This window comes from Coleofasciculus sp. C1-SOL-03 (genome assembly GCF_040220555.1).
GTDB lineage: Bacteria > Cyanobacteriota > Cyanobacteriia > Cyanobacteriales > Coleofasciculaceae > Coleofasciculus.
Genome location: NZ_JAVJUO010000129.1, coordinates 1 through 17,469 on the forward strand (window position 1 = coordinate 1; position 17,469 = coordinate 17,469).

The 17,469-nt window shown below is 46.4% G+C and carries 15 protein-coding genes; 8 read left to right on the forward strand and 7 right to left on the reverse strand.

What is annotated here, in order from left to right:
* The 3 genes from RIE73_RS19870 to RIE73_RS19880 all read left to right on the forward strand — a co-directional run.
* Positions 1–3,116 (forward strand): beta strand repeat-containing protein (locus RIE73_RS19870; RefSeq protein ID WP_446402821.1); only part of this gene is annotated, 3,116 nt, incomplete at its 5' end.
* Between the two features lie 208 nt (positions 3,117–3,324).
* Positions 3,325–3,474 (forward strand): hypothetical protein, encoded by a 150-nt coding sequence (locus RIE73_RS19875; RefSeq protein WP_446402822.1) that lies wholly within the window; start codon positions 3,325–3,327, stop codon positions 3,472–3,474.
* Positions 3,475–3,749: 275 nt separating this feature from the next.
* Positions 3,750–6,536 carry a CHAT domain-containing protein gene (locus tag RIE73_RS19880; protein ID WP_446402823.1) on the forward strand — a complete coding sequence of 929 codons (2,787 nt, stop codon included), beginning with the start codon at positions 3,750–3,752 and terminating at the stop codon, positions 6,534–6,536.
* A 360-nt stretch (positions 6,537–6,896) separates the two neighbouring features.
* Here the strand turns inward: RIE73_RS19880 and RIE73_RS19885 are convergent, their stop codons facing one another.
* The 4 genes from RIE73_RS19885 to RIE73_RS19900 all read right to left on the reverse strand — a co-directional run bounded on the left by RIE73_RS19885 (position 6,897) and on the right by RIE73_RS19900 (position 11,600).
* On the reverse strand, positions 6,897–7,487 hold the full coding sequence (locus RIE73_RS19885; RefSeq protein WP_446402824.1) for a hypothetical protein: 591 nt from the start codon (positions 7,485–7,487) through the stop codon (positions 6,897–6,899).
* 114 nt (positions 7,488–7,601) lie between these two features.
* A complete protein-coding gene (gene hisG / locus RIE73_RS19890) occupies positions 7,602–8,636 on the reverse strand; it encodes an ATP phosphoribosyltransferase (RefSeq protein WP_446402825.1) in 1,035 nt (344 codons plus the stop codon).
* 52 nt (positions 8,637–8,688) lie between these two features.
* Positions 8,689–10,257, reverse strand: a complete 1,569-nt coding sequence (gene hisZ, locus RIE73_RS19895) for an ATP phosphoribosyltransferase regulatory subunit (protein WP_446402826.1) — start codon at positions 10,255–10,257, stop codon at positions 8,689–8,691.
* 152 nt (positions 10,258–10,409) lie between these two features.
* Positions 10,410–11,600 carry a histidine kinase gene (locus RIE73_RS19900; protein ID WP_446402827.1) on the reverse strand — a complete coding sequence of 397 codons (1,191 nt, stop codon included), beginning with the start codon at positions 11,598–11,600 and terminating at the stop codon, positions 10,410–10,412.
* A gap of 248 nt (positions 11,601–11,848) precedes the next feature.
* Between RIE73_RS19900 and RIE73_RS19905 the strand changes: the two genes are divergently transcribed.
* Complete coding sequence (locus RIE73_RS19905; protein WP_446402828.1) at positions 11,849–13,438, forward strand: glycoside hydrolase family 57 protein; 1,590 nt, start codon at positions 11,849–11,851, stop codon at positions 13,436–13,438.
* Positions 13,439–13,631: 193 nt separating this feature from the next.
* Here RIE73_RS19905 and RIE73_RS19910 read toward each other — a convergent pair whose 3' ends face one another.
* On the reverse strand, positions 13,632–14,066 hold the full coding sequence (locus RIE73_RS19910) for a Fur family transcriptional regulator (protein ID WP_446402829.1): 435 nt from the start codon (positions 14,064–14,066) through the stop codon (positions 13,632–13,634).
* A gap of 97 nt (positions 14,067–14,163) precedes the next feature.
* On the opposite strand from RIE73_RS19910, the gene purS reads away from it, so the two are divergent.
* The 3 genes from purS to RIE73_RS19925 are packed head-to-tail and all read left to right on the forward strand — an operon-like array spanning position 14,164 to position 15,463.
* The gene (gene purS, locus RIE73_RS19915) at positions 14,164–14,445 is read left to right on the forward strand and encodes a phosphoribosylformylglycinamidine synthase subunit PurS (RefSeq protein ID WP_446402830.1); all 282 of its coding nucleotides are present in this window, start codon (positions 14,164–14,166) and stop codon (positions 14,443–14,445) included.
* Complete coding sequence (purQ, locus tag RIE73_RS19920) at positions 14,442–15,152, forward strand: phosphoribosylformylglycinamidine synthase subunit PurQ (RefSeq protein ID WP_446402831.1); 711 nt, start codon at positions 14,442–14,444, stop codon at positions 15,150–15,152. The genes purS and purQ overlap by 4 nt, the downstream gene beginning before the upstream one ends.
* A 59-nt stretch (positions 15,153–15,211) precedes the next feature.
* On the forward strand, positions 15,212–15,463 hold the full coding sequence (locus RIE73_RS19925; protein WP_446402832.1) for a hypothetical protein: 252 nt from the start codon (positions 15,212–15,214) through the stop codon (positions 15,461–15,463).
* Between the two features lie 198 nt (positions 15,464–15,661).
* Here the strand turns inward: RIE73_RS19925 and RIE73_RS19930 are convergent, their stop codons facing one another.
* Both RIE73_RS19930 and dapF read right to left on the reverse strand, forming a co-directional pair.
* Positions 15,662–16,081 (reverse strand): secondary thiamine-phosphate synthase enzyme YjbQ, encoded by a 420-nt coding sequence (locus tag RIE73_RS19930; protein WP_446402833.1) that lies wholly within the window; start codon positions 16,079–16,081, stop codon positions 15,662–15,664.
* 106 nt (positions 16,082–16,187) lie between these two features.
* The gene (dapF, locus tag RIE73_RS19935; protein WP_446402834.1) at positions 16,188–17,033 is read right to left on the reverse strand and encodes a diaminopimelate epimerase; all 846 of its coding nucleotides are present in this window, start codon (positions 17,031–17,033) and stop codon (positions 16,188–16,190) included.
* Between the two features lie 27 nt (positions 17,034–17,060).
* Here dapF and RIE73_RS19940 point away from each other — a divergent pair, with 27 nt between their 5' ends.
* Entirely contained in the window at positions 17,061–17,405 is a 345-nt protein-coding gene (locus RIE73_RS19940) for an Hfq-related RNA-binding protein (protein WP_446402835.1), read from the forward strand.
* The last annotated feature ends 64 nt before the right edge of the window (positions 17,406–17,469 follow it).

The window sequence follows — 17,469 nt, forward strand, 5'->3', positions numbered from 1 at the left end:
CCTCTTCAATTGAGGGGAATGGGGGGAATATTTGGCTCAGTGCTAATGGGACGATTAACACCGCCGATATTTTGGCTCCTTCCTTCTCCTCCAATAGTGGTCAAATTCGTCTCATCAGTAACAGTGATGCTATTGACACGAGTGCTGGGTTTATTGCTTCGGCTTCCACTGATGGCAAAGGCGGAGATGTTACGTTCATTGCTCAAGAGAATATCACGACAGGAACTATCCAGTCTTTTTCTCGCTTTTCCAATAGTGGTGAGATTAGTCTTACTAGCAATAATGGGAGAATTGATACAACGGCTGGGGAGCTAGATTCTGCTTCAACTGAGGGAAATGGGGGGAATATTTGGCTCAGTGCTATTGGGACGATTAATACCGCCGATATTTTGGCTTCTTCCTTCTCCTCCAATAGTGGTCAAATTCGTTTCACCAGTAACAGTGATGCCATTGACACGAGCGCTGGGTTTATTGCTTCGGCTTCCACTGATGGCAAAGGCGGAGATGTTACGTTCATTGCTCAAGAGAATATCACGACAGGAACTATCCAGTCTTTTTCTCGCTTCTCCAATAGTGGTGAGATTAATTTTACCAGTAACAACGGGGAAATTGACACCACCGCCGGCTTGCTAGATTCTTCTTCAACTAGGGGAAATGGGGGAGATATCTTCCTCAGTGCTAATAGCAATATTTATACCACAGATATCTCCTCTTTTTCTGGTCGTTATCATGGGGGTCAGATTAATTTTACCAGTAACAACGGGGAAATTGACACCACCGCCGGCTTGCTAAATTCTGCTTCAACTCAGGGAAATGGTGGGAACATTTTCCTCAGGGCTAATGGGAATATTTATACCGCAGATATCTCTTCTGTTTCTGAATTTTTTCAGGGTGGTGAGATTAATTTTACCAGTAACAACGGGGAAATTGACACCACCGCCGGATTGCTAGATTCTGCTTCAACTGTGGGAAATGGGGGAGATATTACATTGATGGCTCTTGAGCAGATTACAACAGGAGAAGTCGAGACGTCTAGTGTGTCCCGTAATAGCGGCAGGATCAGTATGATTAGTACCCAAGGAGGAATTGATACGACTGGAGGTTCTCTGAGTACCTTCTCTCTTTATGGTTCGGCAAGTTCTATTCACCTTGAGGCTCAAAACGAAATCACGACAGGAAATATCAGCACCTCTGGTTCCTTTTCTTCTGGTGATATTATCCTGAAAACTCGCGCCTCTATTTCTACAGCAAATAGTTTGATCAGCAGTACAACGACGGGTTCAGGAAAGGGAGGTAATATCTATGTTCGAGCCAGATCACTCTCTTTAACTGATGGTGCTACCATAAATAGTAACACTTCGGCAACAGGAGATGCTGGCAGTGTGTTTGTGATGACTGATGATCGGATAGATTTGAATGGTGGTAGCATTTTCGCTAGCTCCGACTCCACAGCGACAGGTAAGGGGGGTAACATTACGATTGAAACTGACTCACTTTCGTTAAGCAATGTGGCTTTTGTGGCAGCTAGAGCCATTGGGCAAGGAGATTCTGGAAATATAACAGTTACGGCTCAGGGTGAAGTTTCCCTATCCGATTTTAGCGCTATTGAAGCAAGTGTTGACTCGGGCAAAGGTGGAAACATTACCCTCACCGCTGATTCACTCTCCTTAAATAATCATTCTAGTATTGGTACTGACACTATTGTCCGAGGAGAGGCAGGGAATATATCCATATTTACCGATGGCACTGTCTCTTTGGCAAATACCAGCCTAATATCAAGTAGTCTTTTCCCTGAAGCTGTCGGTAAGGGGGGTGAAATTACCATTGCGGCTGACTCGCTTTCCCTCACGAATACCGCTTCCATATCGGTTAATACGTCGGGACAAGGAGATGCTGGCAACATTGTTATAGACACGAATGACGCCGTTTATGTGGAAAACTTTTCTGGAATTTTCAGTACTGTTGAACCTGAAGCTGTCGGCAATGGGGGGGAAATTCGTCTCAAAACTGGTTCATTGTCCTTAAGGGATAGCGCCTCCATAGACACTAGCACTAATGGACAAGGAAACGCCGGTGATATCATTGTCCAAGTTGATGATCAAATCCAGCTCATAAATAACGCTTTGATCAATAGCAGCGTAAATGATAATGCTGTCGGTCAAGGTGGCGAAATTAACCTAGCCTCTGACTCCCTGTATATCGCCGATAACGCTGGTATTTTGAGCGGCACCATCGGACAAGGAAATGGCGGCAGAATTGTGGTTAATGTTGATGACTCAGTTTCAATCATGCAGAATGCTGCCATCGTTACATCAAGTTTGCACGGGGATGCGGGTGACATTGAAATAACAACCCCGACTATCTTTCTTAACGATGGAGGTATTGTAACTGAAGCCTTTTCCGGTGAGGGTGGCAATATTCGGCTTCAGAACCTGGATTTGTTACTGATGCGCCACAACAGTCTAGTATCTGCAACTGCAGGTCGAGCTAATGCCGGTGGAAATGGTGGTAACATTACCATTGATGCGACTGACGGCTTCATTATTGGTCCGGCTTATGAAGACAATGATATTACTGCCAATGCCTATGAAGGGAATGGCGGTAATATTAATATCACCGCTCAACGCATTATTGGTTTAAGAGAACGCCCCAACCTGACTCCCAAAAGCGATATTACCGCGAGTTCAGAATTTGGATTACAGGGGACTATCGAAACCACTGAATTAGCCGTTGACCCCAATAGTGGATTAGTGGCGTTACCCGCACAACCTGCGCCACCGGAAGTCGCCCAAAACTGTCAACCTGGTGACGTTAATGCCAATCGGTTTTATAACACTGGATCTGGGGGATTACCTCCCAATCCTAATGAAGCCCTGGTCAGTAATGCTGTGGCTGTACCCCATTGGGTGACTCTTGATCAAGGCGATAGTGTGAGTCCTACCCCAACGACTCATATCAGCCAAAACCGGATTATCGAAGCCCAAGGTTGGGTCAAACGTGCCGATGGAACAGTGGTGCTGACGGCTGAACCGACTCCGATGACGCTTTTACCCACTTGTACTATTCGTAGCCAATCATCTGAAGCGGAAACTCCTAGTGCATCCTGGCAGAAATAACTGAACAGCTAACATCTCCCCCAGCTCCCCCTGCTTCCTCTGCTCCCCCTGCTTCATCGTATCTACGCAGCTGCTCAAGTATTTTTGCCGCGCTGCACTAGGAGCTCAAGGGAGTGGAGATAGTCAATTTAAGCCCTGTTGAAAAGGAAATCGCGGAACCAAACGAAACTTTCGTCCGCTTGACAAGGACTAACCTGTGGAAACCCCTGTGGAAACCCGCGCAGGCGGGTTTGGTTTGTGTAGCTGCGGTTTCAACCGCCCCTTGCTGTGCGATCACTGGGACTATAGACTAATCGAGGATATATTCGGTGACGCGATCGCACTCGTATTGCCTACTACGAACCAGTTAAATGGGTGACAGGTTATGACTATTTTTGATACCAAGATTACCATGGCTAGGGCGCAGGTTGGGAACAGGGCGCAGGTTGGGAACAGGGCGCACGTCGGGAACAGGGCGCACGTCGGGAACAGGGCGCAGGTTGGGAACAGGGCGCACGTCGGGAACAGGGCGCAGGTTGGGAACAGGACGCAGGTTGGGAACAGGGCGCAGGTTGGGAACACGTTGGGAACAGGGCGCACGTCGGTGCGCCCCTACGGAAACCCAATGTTAAACCTGTTTCAACGGGGTTTAAGTTGCTCTCAGAATTTTATTTCAAGGGGTTCTCTAACCTGTTAACGTTACTATTAAGCGCCGCCCTCTTCCCCACGTTCATCTCTATCCCAGCTTTTGCCCAATTTCCCCAAACTGAAACGAATCCGTCACAACTTTTACAACAAAGCCGAACTCTCTACGAAAACGGACAATTTTCTCAGGCGATAACGTCCCTCCAACAAGCCGCTACTGCTTTCCAAGCCATCGGTGATACACAGCAACAAGCCATGGCATTGACCAATCTTTCCTTAGCTTATCAACAACTACAACAATGGCAAGATGCCGAAGCCGCTATCACTAAAAGTCTGAATTTATTACAATCCCATCCCGATAACTCCTCACAAGACTTAAACCTGCTTGCCCAAACTCTGACAATTCAAGGTCGTCTACATCTTACCATTGGTAACCCAGAAGCCGCCCTGAAACGTTGGCAAGAATCAGCCGCTATTTATACTCAACTCAATCATCAAACAGGGATCACGCAAAGTCAAATTTATCAAAGCCTTGCGTTACAAGAAATAGGACGTTACCGTCAAGCCCTGAGAACCCTACTTGAACTTAATCCATCCTTACCCAACCAACCCGATTCTCTACTCAAAGCTATCGGATTACGCAGTCTGGGAAATCTGCTGCGTATTGTTGGACAGGTTGAATCATTAGATGAATTATTTCCCCAACCCAAAGATACAGAAAACTATGACTATTTAGACCAATCCAAACACCTCTTAGACCTCAGTTTAACCCTCGCTCAACAATTACAATCTCCCCAAGAAACTGGCGAAGCTTTTCTCGGTTTAGGTAACACCGCCCGCGCCGCCTATACCCGTGCCAAAGACGCCTACGATCGCCTGCAAATCCCGATTGACCGGAATCGCGCCAATGACGAGGTTACAGCCGCTCTCGCCGCCTATCAACAAGCCGCAACCACAACCCCTTCCCCCTCTACCCGTATCCAGGCACAACTGAATCAATTGAGCTTGGCGATTGACTATCAGAAATGGTTGGCAAAAACTGCACCAAATTTAGCCAAAAATGCTCCATCTCCTCCCCTAAACGCCCAACTCGAAACCTTACCCCAACTCCAGGAGCAAATTGAATCCTTACCCCTAAATCGCACGGCTATTTATGCTCGGATTAATTTCGCCCAAAGCCTGACTCAATTACTTTCGCTCACTAAGCAAAACCATATAAAATTAAATTCCTCGATCAACAATTCCGTCATTGAAAAACTCTTAATCACCGCCATTGACCAAGCCAAACACATCAACGATAAACGAGCGCAAGCCCACGCCCTGGGAAATCTAGGAACTCTTTATGAACAAAATCAACAATGGAAAACTGCCCAAACCTTAACCGAAAATGCGCTAATTTTGAGTGAAGCCATCAAAGCCAAAGACTTAGCCTATCAATGGCAATGGCAACTGGGACGAGTGTTAAAAGAACAGGGGGAAAAACAAGGCGCGATCGCGGCTTATTCGGAAGCGGTGACTAGCCTGGATTCCTTACGGGGCGATTTAATCAGTCTCAATAATCCCGACTTACAATTCTCCTTTCGGGATCATATCGAACCCGTCTATCGAGAACTCGTAGATTTACTCCTATCTCCGTCCAACGAAACCAACCGAAAACCCAGCCAAGCTAACCTAAAAAAAGCCCGTCAACTCATCGAATACTTACAAATTGCAGAACTAGAAAACTTCCTCCGTTGTCGCTTATCGGACGCAACCACCTTACCCATTGATCGGGCGATTGATGAACAAAATTTGAATGCCGCAATTATCTATCCAATTATCCTGGAAAACCGGATTGAAATTATTCTTAAATTACCCCAACAATCGGAACTTATCCACACCACCACATTTATTCCGAAAGCGGAAGTTGAACGCACTATCGAACAACTCCAAGACGATATCCAAGAATACAAAACGGGGCTAGATTCTAATTCCCGATTTCGTTTAGTTTATAATTGGCTGATTGCCCCTATTGAAAACGACTTAACCCAAACTCAACAACTAGAAACCTTAGTCTTTGTCTTAGATGGCGCGTTCAGAACAATTCCCATAGCAGCCCTGTATGATGGAGAACAATACCTGATCGAAACCTATAGTATTGCCCTGAATCTGGGTCTCCAGTTTTCCCAAAGCGAATCCTGGCAATCCGAACAATTCCAACTACTAACTGCTGGACTCAGTGAAGCCCGTCATGGGTTTAAAGCGCTTCCTTATGTGGAGGATGAATTAGCACAAATTCAATCTAATCTTCCTCATAGCCAAATCTTACTCAATTCAGCATTTACTAGGCAAACGTTTCAAAACCAAATTAATTCTCAACCCTTTGGCGTGGTTCATTTAGCCACTCATGGACAATTTAGTTCGAGTCCGGATGAAACCTTTATTCTCGCTTATGATCAACCGATTAATGTTAATCAACTCAATCAATTCCTGCAAACCCACACGGAAAACCGCCCGGATGGGATTGAATTATTGGTACTGAGTGCTTGTCAAACCGCCACAGGGGATCAACGGGCGACATTGGGAATTGCTGGGATCTCAGTCAGGGCGGGGGCGCGGAGTGCGATCGCGTCTTTATTTAATGTCAATGATAACTCTACCGCGTTGCTGATGAGTCAATTTTACCAAGAACTAGCACAACCCAATGTTACCAAAGCCGAAGCCCTGCGCCGCGCTCAGATCAGTTTATTACAACAAGAAAACTATCAGAGTCCCTATTATTGGTCTCCCTATATTCTAGTGGGAAATTGGCGGTAAGGGGGAATAATATCATGTCCGGTTGAATACCCATCATTACGGTGAGGGTGAGTAGGGGCTTGGTTCCCAAGCCCCTACCTTTTTATTAGGGGTGAGAAAGCCGGACATCATATAAAGGTATATTCAGTAAACCCTATTTATTAATCTTCCTTTAACCGTTCCCAAAATATCTGATAATTCTGAGACTGAGAACTAAATAGATAATTCGGTGACGTAATTATCGTGATTTATTTGTCATTCAGTCTCTACATATAACAATCTCCTCTTTATCTGGGTTAATTAGTAGTTTGATTTTATATTCGCCAATTATTCTTTGGATAAACCTCCGACTAAAAAACTCATCGTAAACATCTACTGGGACTATTGCCGTCGCTGAATTACTAACCTTTCCACAGGTTCATAGGTCATCCTTTGCCCTCGCCGTACAAGCCGTTGTAGATTAATTTCTAGACCAATTGCTTCAGAATCAATCGTAAATCCAGTTCTGAAAAATCCGGTTTGTCCAGGTTGGAGCGTTAGCATACTTAGAGAACTAAATCCAGCCGCAAACGTGGAGGTATAAGGAGGATATTCGATACTATAACTGGCTGATATCGATTCAACAGTGTGTTCAGTATTATTGGTCACACAGCCAATCAAATATTCACGATTTTCCAGGTCTGTTTTTTCTTGATAAAACCGTACCCGATTAAAACCAAAAGGTCTACCTGTTCCCACCGCATCAGATGCTTGACACCAAGTGCTAGCATCAATCACTTCATTAGTTCTGGGTACTTGTAGCGTAAGCTTAGAGGCAGGTTCCATCTGTGCAAAGGCAAAGAGACCTTGTGTTAAAATTGCACTGGCAATACCACTACCGAGAATACCGTTCCTGACAATTCTCCAGTAATCTGAGTTAGATTTGCCTGTTCGCAATTGGGTTTGAATGCGTTGTTCTTGGGTTTTTGTCAAAGTAATGCTCATTATAGTTAGCCATAAAGTTTACTCTAAAGACTGAAGAAACTGGATTCTTAGTTCTTTTTCTATCTTGAATTTCAATCGTATTCATCTGAATCCCCCTGTTTCTTAATTTTCCTTTAATCGTTCCAAAAATACCTGATAATTCTGAGACTGAGAACCAAATACATAGTCGGGTGACGTAATCGTCATATCACTTCCCCCCGCTTTTCTCAGATGATTAACCGCCGCGAGTAACATATTTTGCTCAACGACAATCGTCACCGCATACCAATCCTTGTCTTCCTTAGAATAAACCTTAGCAATCGTGGGTCCTCGTAACCCAGTTAAACCGCTCAATTCACTATGATTGACCAAATAATCACCAATCTCATCGGCTGATTTACCCCGAACATTTGCCGTGATTGAGACATATTTTTTGGCATTCAGATTTGCCTCAATTAATTCCAAGATCGTTTTGGTTGTGTCCAGTTTGATCGAATCCTCTTGAAGTAATCGTTTGTTGCCAATCAGACAAGCTTGGGACTTTAACAGTGTGCCACCAGTAATCCGCTTTAAGCGGTTTTCTCGTAGGGTAGTTCCCGTACTGGTGACATCGGCAATCATGTCCGCATACCCCATGCTGGGTGCGGCTTCCATTGCTCCTTGGACGGAAACGAGGGAAAAGTTGACAATTAGTTTTTCATACAACCAATCTCTAGTCAGATTGGGATATTTTGTGGCAATTCTTAGGGTTTTACCTTTTTCTTTAAATAGAAGGGTGAGTTCGGCTAAATCTTCAATTGAGGAGACATCGACCCAACTTTCGGGAACGGCTAAAACTAATTCGCATTTACCGTAACCCAAACGGTCATGAATCACCACAACATTATCATGACCCACGCCTTCTTCACAGACTACATCATAGCCAGTAATTCCTAAGTCAACACTACCTTCTTCAACTTTGGTGAAAATATCAGCCGCCCGTTGAAACAGTACATTAATTTGCGGGAGTGAAGGAATCGAGCCGAAATATTGGCGATCGCTGGGTCTAAAAACCCTCATTCCACAGGCTGACAGGAGGCTGCTTGTCGAGCGTTCCAGCGCTCCTTTACTGGGGAGAGCAAGGCGAACGGGTGATTGGTAATTTGTGTTATTCGTCATTCGTCATTCGTCATTTGTCATTTGTCATTTGTCATTTGTCATTTGTCATTTGTCAAGTTATCTGTAATTTATCGCGGATCTGCTTGGCGGCGTCACTTACAGATAGCTGCTGCTGTTCTCCAGAGTCCATCTGCTTCAGTACAACTTTTGAAGCTTTTTGTTCCTCTGAACCCACAAGAATGGTGTAGGGAATGCTTTGTTTGTTGGCGTATTGGAAGTTACTGGAAACACTTTTCCCTCTCAGATCCATGGCTACAGCTAATCCCATCTGTCGCAATTGTTGGGCAACGTTAATGGCATAACCCGCATCATCTTGACTCACAGGAAAAACCAAAGCATCCACCTGTCGCTGTACTTGCCAAACTTTGCCCTCGGCTTCTAGGGCTAATCTTAGCCGTTCCATCCCGTAGGAAAAGCCAGTGGCTGGGGTATCTTGGCGTCCGCCAAAGGTTCCCACTAAATCATCATATCGACCGCCGCCGCAGATTTGTCGCTCCTGCTTGCCAGTGCCATGATAGATTTCAAAAATCATGCCTGTATAGTATTGTAATCCTCGGCTGAGTCCTAAGTCTAAACTAATTTGACTGGAGTCTAGGTCATAGAATTCCAATGTGTTAATAATCTCACGCAGTTGTTCAAGTCCAGAATCATCGATGCCATGGGCAGAGAGGAGAGTTTGGGCTTCTTTTAAGACTTGCGTGGGTTCTCCTACCAGTTGTCCCAGTTGACTCATAAACTCTAGCGCTTTACTGACCCTCTCGGTTTGGTCTTGGCGTTTTATTTTAGTTAGTAGGCGATCTACAATCTCTTGGGCGTCGCGATTACCCGCCAGTTCAATGTTCATGCTGTCCAGGAGATCCAGAATCGTAGTTTGGGCGTCGGATTCTGCCATTCCCTGAAAGAGTTGACTCAACCGTTGGCTGTGGACTGTCTCCAGGTTCGTCTGTTCTGGACTCAGTTGGGGGTTGGAGGTATAGAGGGCAAAGGCGGGATAGATATCACACAAGCGCTGTTCAACGGCTGATTTGCCTTCCTTGCGTAAAATTTCCATATTGGTTAGCAAAAAGCTACGCAAGCGACTTTCGATTTGGAGGTTATCCAGAAATTTAGAGATTACGCCAATATGACCTAAGACGATGCGATACCCGCTTAATCCCAGGCGATTTAACCCTTGGGATGCGATCGCGATAATTTCGGCATCTGCCATTGATCCCGTCGCGCCAATCAGTTCAATCCCCATCTGGTTAAATTGACGGTAGCGTTCTTTCTGGGGGCGTTCGTAGCGGAAGGCGGAACCTGCATAGTAGAGGCGAATGGGGTGGGGGACGCCTTGTAGGTTGTCTACATAAGCGCGGACGACAGAGGCGGTAAATTCGGGGCGCAAGCAGAGGCGGCGGTTGCGGTAGATGAAGTCATAGAGACGGGGGGCGATTTCTTCACCGGATTTCCTTAAATACAGTTCGGTATATTCAATCAGTGGCACGTCAAGTGGACGATAGCCGAAGGATTGGAAGCATTGGCGCAGGGTATCTCCAATTTGTTGGCTGATGGCGTAATCGTCGGGTAAGACATCGTTGACGCCGCGTACTCGTTCAATTTTGGTCGTTCGCATTTTGGTCATTTGTCATTTGTCATTTGTCATGTGTCATTTGTGATAATTGAACGGTTAGGTCGGGGCAGGTTTAGTTATATCAGGGTAACACCAAAGGTTAACGGTAAAACCCGCCCCTACAAAAGATATTTCATCGGAACGTCTTTACATCGCTTTAACGTTTACCGATAAATAGGTAGGGTAAAGTGAAAACAACCGCCACCTTTGGGCGAGGAATCGACCCAGATGCGACCATAATGGGCGCGGATGATCCGTTGACACAAGGATAAACCAATCCCGTACCCGTCCTTGCCTTGATCGCGTTTGAGTCGGAAATGATTCTCAAAAATGCGATCGCGGTTTTCTTTTGGGATACCTGGACCTGTATCACAGACCGAGACTTGAACTTTCTGGGTGGTGCGGTGCAGCATCGAGACTTGAATTTTACCCCCTTTTGGCGTGTATTTGTTGGCATTGTCTAGGAGATTGATCAGAACTTGACGCACCAACTCACTATCGGCATGGACAGCGGGTAAATCCTGGGGAATGTCTGTTTCCACTATCTGGGATTTGGCTTGGAACTGTTCCTGCATTTGATTGAGAATCTCTTGACACAGAGGTCCTAACGCCAGTTTGCGGGGTTTAACGTAAAAGTCGGCGTTGCTGCCTTTGGCAGCTTGCAGGATCTCTGTAATCATGCGATCGATGGTACGGAGTTGGCTACGCGCTTGTTCAAATAACCGGGCTTTTAACCTGGGAGTCAATTCAGGACGGGGGGATTGATTGGGGTTGTTTTGACCTAATTCCAGAGTCTCCAAGGCGATGGATGCGGCGGTTAAAGGGCTGCGGATGTCATGGGCTAGCATGGACAGGATTTGGTCTTTAAAATGGACATTTTCCCGCAGTGCCGCATTTTCTTGGTTGAGGCGAAAAATTTCGTCCGTGAGTTGAATCACTTCGATGGCAGATGCCATGGACAGTTTGGCGGATGAGCCATTCTCACGAGAAGTATCTCCATTAGCCGATGAGATAACCTTCTGGGTTAACTCGGCTTGATAGTCTTCGATACAGCGTTGCCACCGTGACCAACAGTTCTTCAATTGTCCCACTAAATTCGTTCCCGCCAAGGTTTGTCGGGGTTGGGGATGAATCTTCAGCAGGGCTGGAGTGGCTACAATTTTAAAATGTTCGGCTAAATAGGGCTGTTCTCCCACCTCCACTATCATCAGTTCAAACGGATAGTCCTGTTTCAAGGACTCCAGATAGTTGCGGATGTGATGGATATGTTTCCGGGAACTGGGACGCTCATCGACAAACAGCAAAAGCTGTAGGGTGGCTTTCCCATCCGGAGAGTTCTCATGAGCGACCGGCATGAAATTGGGTGTTAGCACTCTTAACTGGGGCAATTATAGGAGAACATTGGACTTGACTGCCTAGGGGCTGGGGGGTCTTTGCTTCCTTATAATTTAATATCTATTTTAGATTTTCCGCAAAACTGAATGGTTTGTGAGCTGTATCTATCCTTTTATTGTCCCTTTCGTCCTAAAATCTTAAGTGACTGTCAACCTCCCAGGATATCCTAAACTTTTCGTTATCTAGCAATTCACGACTTCTATTTACTATGGCTATCGGCTACGTTGCGCTCGTCCTTCACGCCCATCTACCTTTTGTGCGGCATCCAGAAAGTGACTATGTTCTGGAAGAAGAATGGCTATTTGAAGCCATCACTGAAACTTATGTCCCCCTCCTGCATGTCTTTGAAGGGTTAAAGCGGGATGGGGTAGATTTTAAAATCACCATGAGCATGACACCCCCTTTAGTGTCGATGCTAAAAGATCCGTTGTTACAAGAGCGCTACGACAAACATCTTGCCTTACTGGAAGAATTAGTTCAAAAGGAAGTCGAGCATAACGAACACAATGGTCATATCCGCTACCTGGCTGAACATTACGTTAACGAGTTCAGCATGATTCGCCAAACCTGGAATCACTATGGCGGTGACCTAGTGTTGGCATTTAAACAATTTCTCGACAGCAATAACCTGGAAATCATCACTTGCGGCGCGACTCACGGCTATTTTCCGCTGATGAAGATGTATCCCCAGGCAATTTGGGCGCAAATTCAGGTGGCTTGTGAGCATTATGAGCAAACCTTTGGGCGTCCCCCGAAAGGGATGTGGTTACCCGAATGCGCCTATTACGAAGGGGTGGAACGATTACTCGCGGATGCAGGCTTACGCTATTTCCTCACCGATGGTCACGGGATCTTGTATGCCCGTCCCCGTCCCCGGTTTGGCACTTACGCCCCGATTTATACGGAGACAGGGGTAGCTGCATTTGGGCGAGATCACGAGTCCTCTCAGCAGGTGTGGTCTTCGGAAGTGGGGTATCCAGGTTCACCGGAATATCGGGAATTTTACAAGGATTTAGGCTGGGAAGCCGAATACGAGTACATTAAGCCCTATATTATGCCCAATGGGCAGCGCAAAAATACAGGAATTAAATATCACCGGATCACAGGTCGCGGATTAGGGTTAGGGGATAAGGCGTTATATGACCCCTATTGGGCGCGAGAAAAAGTGGCTGAACATGCGGCTAACTTTATGTTTAACCGGGAACAACAGGTGGGTCATTTGGCGGGAATTATGCAGCGTCCGCCGATTGTGGTGTCCCCTTATGATGCGGAACTGTTTGGTCATTGGTGGTACGAGGGACCCTGGTTTATTGATTATCTGTTCCGCAAGTCTTGGTATGACCAGGGGACTTATGACATGACCCACCTGGCGGACTATTTACGGGATAATCCTACCCAACAGGTTTGTAAGCCTTCTCAGTCAAGTTGGGGGTATAAGGGGTTCCATGAATATTGGCTGAATGAAACCAATGCTTGGATTTATCCTCACCTGCACAAAGCAGCAGAACGGATGATTGAGTTGGGACGTCGCGAACCCGCTGATGAACTGGAATGGAAAGCCCTAAACCAGGCGGCGCGAGAGGTTCTCCTGGCGCAGTCGTCGGACTGGGCATTTATTATGCGGACAGGAACCATGGTACCGTATGCTGTGCGGCGGACGCGATCGCACTTGATGCGGTTTAATAAGCTGTATGAAGATATCAAGATCGGTAAAATCGACAGCGGCTGGTTAGAAAAAGTCGAGGAAATCGATAACATCTTCCCCAAAATTAACTATCGGGTTTATCGTCCATTGTAAAGATTGGGGACAAACAAGGGTGAGGGGGAGGGAGTTCCAGACATAGCATGATACGTCTGGAACATCGGGGCGGGTTTAGTCACATCTGGGTGAGAGAATAAACGATAATAGTGAAACCCGCCCCTACACACCAACCAGGTTCCCTTGATCAAGGGTTGCGAAGGGTCACACGCTTATGCCCTCGCGCCAAAACTCAAAACTCTCCCCTGTGCATCCCCTTGGCACTATAACGACGGTTTTGATCAGCTTCAACCATTTGACAATCCTCACAGAGTCCAAAAAATTCTAGGGTATGATAGTAAATCTGAAAGCGGTGGTTATCTTGTAACTGGGTCTCTAAATTGTGGACAGGACATTCCTCGATGGGAATTGATCGCCCGCAATTGAGACAGGTGAGATGATGTTGATCCTGTAATAAACTGTAGAGGGATTCGCCAGTCGCTAGAGTCCGCATTTGTACCACTCCTTCAAGTTTCAAGGCATCGAGAGAGCGGTAAACTGTGGCTAGACCCATACCTTGCTTCCGCTTGCGTAACTCGATATGAATATCCTGGGCAGAGACAGCACGATTTAAGGTTTTGAGCAACTTTAAAATTCGCTCTTGAGAACGGGTGCGTTGGGCTTTCATAGATTTAGGGGTTAATCGAGGAAAAAGGATGTGGACTATTGGGGATTAGTAGTTCAAACTTTAAATTAAGGTAATCTCAAACCACTAGGGGGTGCTTGTGAATCATCAGTATCAGGCTCGAATTTATGTTACACTGCGACCTTCTGTATTAGATCCGGCTGGCGTGGCAGTCGAGTCCGGGATTGGGCAACTCGGCATCGCCAATGTTAAGCAGGTACGCATCGGCAAGTATATTGAGTTAATGCTGACGGCGGCGGATGAAAACCAAGCCAGTGAGCAACTGGATCGCATCTGTGACCAACTTTTGGCGAATCCGGTGATTGAAAATTATCGATTTGATTTGGATGAAGTACAGGTACAGTTAGGGGTATCAACATGAAATTTGGTATTGTGGTTTTTCCTGGCTCAAACTGCGATCGCGATGTTGCTTATGTCACCCAGGATTTGCTCAATTGTCCCACTCGGATGGTTTGGCATGAAGAAACGGACATTTCTGATTTAGATGTCGTTGTCTTACCCGGTGGCTTTAGTTATGGCGACTACCTGCGCTGCGGCGCGATCGCTCAGTTTTCGCCGATTATGGATAGTGTGATCACCCACGCAAAGCAGGGAAAGTTTGTCCTGGGTATCTGTAACGGCTTTCAAGTTTTAACTGAAACCGGGTTATTGCCAGGGGCATTAATCCGGAATCGCGATCTCCATTTTATTTGCGATCGCGTCCCTCTGAAAATAGAACGCACCGATCTGCCTTGGACGTCCGCCTATTCTACGGGAGATATTATCACATTGCCTGTTGCTCACGGAGAAGGACGCTACTACGCCCATACAGATACCCTGAAAGCCCTAGAAGATGGAAATCAGATTGTCTTTCGTTACGCCAATTCCAGTGGTGAAATCGACGAAACCAGCAATCCCAACGGTTCTGTGAACAACATTGCCGGAATATGCGATCGCACAGGTAAAATATTGGGGATGATGCCTCATCCTGAACGGGCATCTGATCCTGTGTTGGGCTGTACGGATGGCATCAAAGTATTCCAAGGATTATTAGCGTTCATGAATCAACAACAACTCCAACCCGTCTAGCCAAGTTTCTTTATGTTCTGTGACATCATAAATTAGATTCAATACTCCAAAGAAAGCCAGTGACTTCAAACAATCCCAACACCGGCTTGCCCATCAAACCAATCCGCTACCGAGATTGGTTAATTAGCACGAAGATGATCGATAAACGGTTATGGTTACGGTGGCAACACCCGAATGAAAATTTTGCTCGCTATAGCTATCCAGTGACGGAGCGAGGCTTGACAGATTCGCTTCGTTATGCTAGACACCTGATTGATTTGATTATCGAGTTAGAAGAGGCGGAGGCAAAAGCCGCTTCATCGCGAGAGTAAGTACACCTCGGTAGAGGGGGGAAGCAGAAGAAGCAGGGGAAGCAGGGGAAGCAGGGGAAGCAGGGGAAGCAGAGGAAGCAGGGGAAGCAGGGGAAGCAGGGGAAGCAGGGGAAGCAGGGGAAGCAGAGGAAGCAGGGGAAGCAGGGGAAGCAGAGGAAGCAGGGGAAGCAGGGGAAGCAGGGGAAGCAGGGGGATAAGTTATTCTCCGTAAATCGTCACAATAACTTGGCGACGGCGCGGTTTCACATCGCATTCTAGGTGAAAGATTTGCTGCCAAGTCCCTAATTCTAACCTGCCATTTTTGAGGGGTACGGTGAGAGAAGGTCCCAACCAAGTGGCTTGCAGGTGAGAATGTCCGTTACCATCATGCCAGGTTTGCTCATGTCCGTAATCCCGACTGGGTGGAATCAGTTTATTTAACAGTTCTGGTAAATCCCGTTCCAATCCCGGTTCAAACTCGATTGTGCCAATGGAGGCGGTACTGCCAATATTAAAGACATGAACCATTCCGGTTTGGATACCAGAGTTTTTGACAATGGCATTGACTTGATCAGTTAAGTCATGCATATCGCCATTTTTGTCGGTGGCAAGTTGAATGTAGTCTTGATGAACAGCCATAGATTGATGTGGATAACTCTTTTTTATTTAAGCAGGATGGGTGAGGCTCGTCATTTGTCATTGGTAAGCAGTTGCGGCTGTTATACACCGTGTAAAATTACGTAGGTCATCCCTGTCTAAACCTACCTGTAAACACTCGCTGCGCCGGTCCAGTCATGTAAATTCGTTGATCAACCTCTGACCATTCAATGTCCAAACACCCTCCAGGAAGTTCCACCGTACAGATGCGATCGCATTTTCCGGTCAATACCCCAGCAACAACTGATGCACAAGCCCCCGTACCACAGGCTAAGGTGGCTCCAGCCCCCCGTTCCCAGACCCGCATTTTGATATAATCGGGGCGTACCACTTGAATGAATTCGGTATTGGTTCGTTTGGGGAAGACGGAATGATGCTCGAACTGAGAACCAATAATTTCTAGGGGAATAGCACTCACGTCTTCCACGTAGGTAATACAGTGAGGATTGCCCATGCTTACACAGGTAACCTGCCAACTCTTCCCGCTAACCTCTAAAGGAACATCAATCACCTTTTGATCCCCTTGAGCCAAAGTTGTCGGGATTTGAGAGGCTAAAAGCTGAGGCATCCCCATATTCACCCTAACCTTGCCATTGCCTTCCAGTTTCGGTGTAATTACCCCAGCTAAGGTATGAATCCGATACTCCCTTGAATCGGTGACTCCCTGCAAATCGGCTAGAAACTGCGCCAAACAGCGAATTCCATTGCCACACATTTCCGGTTCCGAGCCATCGGCGTTGAAAATCCGCATACTATAGTCAGTACCCTCTTGTCCAGGTAGGGCAAAAATCACCCCATCAGCGCCGATGCCGAAGTTGCGATCGCACCATTGCACGGCTTGCTCTGAAGTGATTAGTGGGTCTGACTTTGACCGATTATCAATCAGAATGAAGTCATTCCCCAGACCGTGGTACTTTGTAAATTCGATTTCCATTATTGTCTCCCGCTTAACCATCTAATTATGAGTGAATTGTCCACCAATCTACCCAGTGTTCGTCAACTGCAAGGCTTGATTCGAGAAGCCCAAGAGGTTGAACTGAAACTCATCACCAATGAAATCTTTACAGGCAGAGTGCGTTGGCAAGACACATCCTGCTTATGTATTCTAGATGAACAGGATCAGCCGATTATTATTTGGTGTCATGCGATCGCCTATATCAAGCCCAAGGGAGGCGGTGGCATGAATCGATCCCTCCAAGTACGCCAAGAGTCTGCCGTGGCGAGTTCTGAAACAGCAGAGAGTTACGAAACAGTGGAAAGTTCAGAAACAGAGGAGAGTGCCGATAATCCCTTTGAATTTGCCTAATTTGTCATTGGTCATTCGTCATTCATCCTGACTTTTCACGGTATGTGGCGTCTCTGTAGGGGCG